We start from the raw sequence: 256 nt of genomic DNA on the forward strand, positions 1-256 counted from the left end.
GTCTATGCCAGCACCGGTGGCGGCTGGTCGCCATCGACCATCGATGCCATTGCGTCGGCCGCAAGAGGGATCACGCTGGTGGCCGCAACCGACGCCGATCCTCAAGGCGAGGTTTATGCCGATCGCCTGCGCGCGATGGCCGAAGCGCTCGGAAGTGATTTCATGCGTCTGCGACCGCGTCTGGGTGACTGGAATGAAGACCTGAAGGAGAACATGGCGCATGCGCGGCCAACCGGGTCAAGGGTAAAGCGTCGCC

General features: G+C 63.7%; 1 protein-coding gene. It reads left to right on the forward strand.

Annotated features, from left to right (window positions below):
- Window positions 1-256: toprim domain-containing protein (locus tag SB764_RS42385; RefSeq protein WP_410867091.1), on the forward strand; the 256-nt coding region annotated here is incomplete at both ends.

It is taken from the genome of Paraburkholderia sp. SIMBA_027 (assembly GCF_046535315.1).
GTDB classification, from domain to species: Bacteria; Pseudomonadota; Gammaproteobacteria; order Burkholderiales; family Burkholderiaceae; genus Paraburkholderia; species Paraburkholderia tropica.